Origin of the sequence: uncultured Gemella sp., assembly GCF_963519265.1 — a bacterium.
Classification (GTDB): Bacteria; Bacillota; Bacilli; order Staphylococcales; family Gemellaceae; genus Gemella.
Genome location: NZ_CAUQNQ010000089.1, coordinates 1 through 5093, shown reverse-complemented (window position 1 = coordinate 5093; position 5093 = coordinate 1). Strand labels below are relative to the sequence as shown.

Here is a 5093-nt window from a genome sequence, read left to right as displayed (position 1 = left end):
TAAAGTTGAGTTTTTACTAATCAGGGTGGACCCGCGGAAATTATTTCGTCCCTAGATGTGCTACGGCATATCTAGGGCTTTTTATATTTTAATAATTAGGAGGAAAAAAACAATGGAGAAAATTTTATCTCTTGCAAAAAATAGAGGATTCGTATTTCAAGGATCTGAAATTTATGGTGGATTAGCTAATACTTGGGATTACGGTCCATTAGGAATTGAATTAAAAAATAACGTAAAAAAAGCATGGTGGAAAAAATTCATTCAAGAATCACCATATAACGTAGGATTGGATGCAGCTATTTTCATGAATCCACGTACTTGGGAAGCATCAGGACACGTAGGTAACTTCAGTGACCCTATGATGGACTGTAAAGTTTGTAAATCACGTCTTCGTGCTGACAAACTTATCGAAGAATATTACTTCAATGAAAAAAATGAAGATGTAGTAGTTGATGGTCTTCCATTTGAAGAATTAGAAGCTATTATCGACCGTGAAAACATTAAATGTCCAGAATGTGGTAGCCATGACTACACTAACATTCGTCAATTTAATCTTATGTTCAAAACGAACCAAGGTGTAGTAGAAAACTCTACAAGCCAAATATACCTACGTCCAGAAACTGCGCAAGGTATCTTCGTAAACTTTAAAAACGTACAACGTAGTATGCGTAAAAAATTACCATTCGGTATTGGACAAATCGGTAAATCATTCCGTAACGAAATTACACCAGGGAACTTCATCTTCCGTACTCGTGAATTTGAACAAATGGAATTAGAATTTTTCTGTGAACCAGGAACAGAATTAGATTGGCACAAAACTTGGAAAAATAACTGTGAAAAATTCTTACTAGACTTAGGTATGACTAAAGAAAATATCCGTCTACGTGATCACAATCAAGAAGAATTATCACACTATTCTAATGCAACTACTGACATCGAGTTCAAATTCCCATTCGGTTGGGGAGAGCTTTGGGGTATTGCTTCAAGAACAGACTACGACTTAAAACAACATATGGAACATTCTGGTCAAGATTTAACTTACCAAGACCTAAGCACAAATGAAAAATTCATCCCATATTGTATCGAACCATCTGTAGGTGTTGACCGTGTTCTTCTAGCATTCTTATGTGATGCGTACAACGAGGAAGAGGTTGGGGAAAATGATACTCGTACAGTTCTAAAATTCCACCCAGCATTAGCTCCATACAAAGCTGCTATCTTACCACTTTCTAAAAAATTAAGTGATAAAGCTGTTGAAGTATATCAACAATTAGCTGTAGACTTTATGGTTGACTTCGATGAAACTGGATCAATTGGTAAGAGATATAGAAGACAAGATGAAGTTGGTACTCCATTCTGTATCACTTATGACTTCGAATCAGAAAATGATGGAATGGTAACTGTTCGTGATAGAGATACTATGGAACAAACTCGTATTCCGATCGCTGAATTAAAACAATACATCGAAGAAAAAATTAAATTCTAATTGAATGAACACTCAGAACGATAGTTCTGGGTGTTTTTTTGGTATTTGTTTTAAAATGACGTAGTATGAGCTATTGTATTAATAAAATATTTAATGGTACTTGTAATTAACTGAAGAATAATGATATTATTTAATTATAGAAGATTACGGAGGTAATTTATGATAAAACATTTATTTTCTGATATGGATGGAACAGTTCTTAATAGTAAGGGAGAAATATGTGAAGTGAATATTAAAGCTATAAAGAAAAGTGGATTACCTTTTACTTTAGTATCAGCGCGTTCGCCTCAAAAAATGGAGAATATAATCAATACACTAGGGATAGACGGTATTCATGTTTCATTTAATGGCGCATTAATTTTCGAAAAGAAAAATAATGAGAATATAATTTTATATAGACAGCCGTTAGATTTTATAGTAGCAAAAAATTTGGTATTAGACATAAGAGATAAATTTCCTAGTACTGGAATTAGTTTGTATGATGAGCTAAATTGGAATATTGATTTAGAAACTGATGCGATAATAGGAGAATATAATATTGTAAAAGTTGCTTATAGTATTGTAGATTTTAAAGAGTTTTTCAAAGAAGAAAAAGACATTTATAAAGTCTCTTTTATTGAATATAATAAAGAAATTTTTGAAGAGATAGTAGATTATGTGCAAAAACAATATTCAAATGAAGAATTAACATTTCAACAATCACTTAATGGATACTTAGAAATTACGCATATGAACGCTAAAAAGTCTAAGGGGATAGAATTTATTAGTGATTTTGAAAAGCTAACTAAAAATGAATTAGCAGCATTCGGTGATGGACAAAATGATATACCAATGTTCGAGACTGTAGGATATTCAGTTGTTATGGGAAATGCTACTGATGATGTGAAAAAGTATGCAGATTATGTTACAAAATCAAATAATGAAGATGGAGTAGCATATGCTATCGAGAATTTTATTAAAAAGATATAATAATTTTAAAATAGTGTATATGAGAACTCATGAACGAGGTTTATTGATATCTAAATTCGCTTTATAAAAGCTTTTTAGATATCTAATAAACTGTGCGGGGGGGTGACTCAACAAAATCTTGTTTCTTAGAAATTATAATTTTTGAGTCACTACCTTTATTAATTACTTATATTAAATTAAAAATAAAAACAGTGGATTTATTCCACTGTCTATTTAACTTTGTTATACTCCTAATTCGTTTTTTAACGCTTGCTGTAATACTTGTGAAAAGTTTATTTTTTTCTCTTTCCCTAAGTCTACTAACCATTTAGGTAAAGTAACCATTTTATTTACTGCTTTGTTTTCTTCTCTACGTCTAATAAAATCAGTATCAACATTAATTAATTGTAATTGTTGATTGTTGTCTAATTTAGCTTGTAACTCTTGATATGTACTTGGTTTTGGTATACTCATTTTTTCATCTTCTAATACTAATAAATAACCCTCTAGAGCGTCTTTACTCATGTATAAAGCTTCTTCTAAATTATCACCAAAAGTAATACAACCTTTTAAATCTGGGAATGTTATATCTATATAATCTTTTTCTTGTGTAAATACTGCGTAATACATATATTTCATGTGGTTAACCTCCTAAAATCAAGGGGCTTTATTTCAAGCCCGCTTGTTTTAATATCTTTTGTGCCGTACCTTTTGGTAAATCTCTCTTTGGGTGTGGTACGGTTATAAGATAATCTTTGTTAGGGTGCTTAAATTGGTGGTGACTTCCTTTTATTCGGACTTCTTGCCAACCTAATTTATTAAGCTGTTTTATTAATTCTTTCGAACTCATGAGTTTACCTCCTAACAATATATATTTTAACATATGTTTTAACATATGTAAATATTTTTTAGAAGATTATTAATTTTAATTTTTTTCATCTTAAAATATTCTTATTTTGCTTTTCAGTTTCTAAAATGATTTATACCAAAAAATAGTTTTTTTTATCTAACTTTGGAGAGCTTTCGGAGAGTATTTTGTAAAAGTCAAGTGTATCAAGGATCTAGAGCACTTAAAAATTAAACGTCTGTATTTTATTGTGTAAATAAGTATTTGGAATAAGAATTAAACGAAAAAAGTTCATGAAATATTTAGTAATTCAGATTAAAAATAAAAAATATCCGATTTTTCTTTAGATACTACTTGATAAATATTTAAACAAGTAGTATAATTCTATTTGTAGACGTACGATGAAAATATTTTACGCGAATATACGACTGAAAAACGTACATTTAAACAAAAAAAGGAGCTTAAAGTATGAAAGTTGCGGTGATTATGGGTTCGAAATCGGATTATACAACGATGGAAGAAACTTGTAAGTTGTTAGAAGAATTCGAAATTCCTTTTGATAAAAAAGTAGTAAGTGCGCATAGGACACCAGATTTATTAGTTGAATTTTCAAAGAATGCAAGAAGTAATGGCTATTCTTTAATTATAGCTGCGGCAGGAGGAGCGGCACATCTTCCGGGTATGGTTGCTTCTATGACGACATTACCAGTCATTGGAGTTCCGATTAAATCGAGTGTTCTTAGTGGAGTTGATTCATTATATTCTATAGTTCAGATGCCTGCAGGTGTTCCGGTCTTAACTATGGCAATCGGTGTAGCAGGTGCAAAAAATGCGGCTATTAGTGCCTTATCAATACTAGGAATCACTAATGAAAAGTATGCTAATAAATACGAACAATTCAAGAAAGAACAAGAAAGAATAGTATTGGAAGAGATGAAACTATGATTAAGACAATTTTACCAGGAAAAACTATTGGAATAATCGGTGGTGGTCAACTAGGAAGAATGCTTGCTATGAGTGCTAAGGAGATGGGGTATAAGATTGCTGTTCTAGATCCTAGTGATAGCTGTTGTGCCAAAATTTTTAGTGATGTCTTCATTAAAGCTGAGTTCAATGATTTCGCAAGTGTTGAAAAGTTATGTTCAGTTAGTGATGTCATCACTTTTGAATTTGAGAATATCGATGCCGCTTCTTTAGAAAAACTAGAGACAAAGTATAATATTGTCCAAAGTGCAGAAGTGTTAAGAACTACTCAACATAGATATTATGAAAAAGAATTTGCTAGAAAACTTGACATTCCAACGGTGGATTACACATATGTTGAAGAAGATACAAATGTAGAAATAACAAAACCATATTTAATGAAAACTGTACGTTTTGGTTATGATGGAAAAGGTCAGAAAAAAATAAGCTCTAGTGAAGAAGTAGAACCTTATACGTTACTTGAAGAGTTCGTTAAACTTGATAAAGAAATCTCGGTAGTAGCGGTTAAAGATAAGGACGAGGTAAATATCGTTGCGGTAGTAGAAAATGAACATAGAAATAATATCTTGTATCGCTCAAAAGTTCCTACTACAGCAACTAAAGAACAAGAAGCACTTGCGATCGAGTATACGAAACGAATTCTTAGTAATTTTGATTATTACGGAGTACTTACTGTTGAGTTCTTTATAAGTGAAGGTAAGGTCATTTTTAATGAAATAGCACCACGAGTTCATAATTCAGGGCATATAACGATGCAAAGTGCAACGAAGAGTCAATTTAGAGCTCATATTGAGGCAATATGTGGCTTGAAAGTCGGTAAGATAGAGA

General features: G+C 31.6%; 6 protein-coding genes. 4 read left to right on the top strand and 2 right to left on the bottom strand.

All coding sequences use genetic code 11. The features are described from left to right. The first annotated feature begins 112 nt into the window (after positions 1-112). Complete coding sequence (locus RWN11_RS07045) at positions 113-1486, top strand: glycine--tRNA ligase (RefSeq protein WP_314161040.1); 1374 nt, start codon at positions 113-115, stop codon at positions 1484-1486. A gap of 159 nt (positions 1487-1645) precedes the next feature. After that, positions 1646-2455 (top strand): HAD family hydrolase, encoded by an 810-nt coding sequence (locus tag RWN11_RS07040; RefSeq protein ID WP_314161039.1) that lies wholly within the window; start codon positions 1646-1648, stop codon positions 2453-2455. A 222-nt stretch (positions 2456-2677) separates the two neighbouring features. On the opposite strand, the gene RWN11_RS07035 is transcribed toward RWN11_RS07040, so the two are convergent. Together RWN11_RS07035 and RWN11_RS07030 are read right to left on the bottom strand one after the other, a co-directional pair. Next, complete coding sequence (locus RWN11_RS07035; protein WP_314161038.1) at positions 2678-3073, bottom strand: type II toxin-antitoxin system HicB family antitoxin; 396 nt, start codon at positions 3071-3073, stop codon at positions 2678-2680. Between the two features lie 28 nt (positions 3074-3101). After that, the gene (locus RWN11_RS07030; protein WP_271965256.1) at positions 3102-3284 is read right to left on the bottom strand and encodes a type II toxin-antitoxin system HicA family toxin; all 183 of its coding nucleotides are present in this window, start codon (positions 3282-3284) and stop codon (positions 3102-3104) included. Between the two features lie 465 nt (positions 3285-3749). Here RWN11_RS07030 and purE point away from each other — a divergent pair, with 465 nt between their 5' ends. Both purE and RWN11_RS07020 read left to right on the top strand, forming a co-directional pair. Beyond that, positions 3750-4226, top strand: coding sequence for a 5-(carboxyamino)imidazole ribonucleotide mutase (gene purE, locus RWN11_RS07025; RefSeq protein WP_314161037.1), 477 nt, complete (start codon positions 3750-3752; stop codon positions 4224-4226). Further along, a partial coding sequence (locus RWN11_RS07020; RefSeq protein ID WP_314161036.1) for an ATP-grasp domain-containing protein occupies positions 4223-5093 on the top strand: 871 nt, incomplete at its 3' end. The genes purE and RWN11_RS07020, both read left to right, overlap by 4 nt.

Bases quoted from the DNA above. Each gene is read 5' to 3' on its own strand.
- RWN11_RS07045 (WP_314161040.1), top strand. From the start codon at position 113: ATGGAGAAAATTTTATCTCTTGCAAAAAATAGAGGATTCGTATTTCAA.
- RWN11_RS07040 (WP_314161039.1), top strand. From the start codon at position 1,646: ATGATAAAACATTTATTTTCTGATATGGATGGAACAGTTCTTAATAGT.
- RWN11_RS07035 (WP_314161038.1), bottom strand. From the start codon at position 3,073: ATGAAATATATGTATTACGCAGTATTTACACAAGAAAAAGATTATATA.
- RWN11_RS07030 (WP_271965256.1), bottom strand. From the start codon at position 3,284: ATGAGTTCGAAAGAATTAATAAAACAGCTTAATAAATTAGGTTGGCAA.
- purE (WP_314161037.1), top strand. From the start codon at position 3,750: ATGAAAGTTGCGGTGATTATGGGTTCGAAATCGGATTATACAACGATG.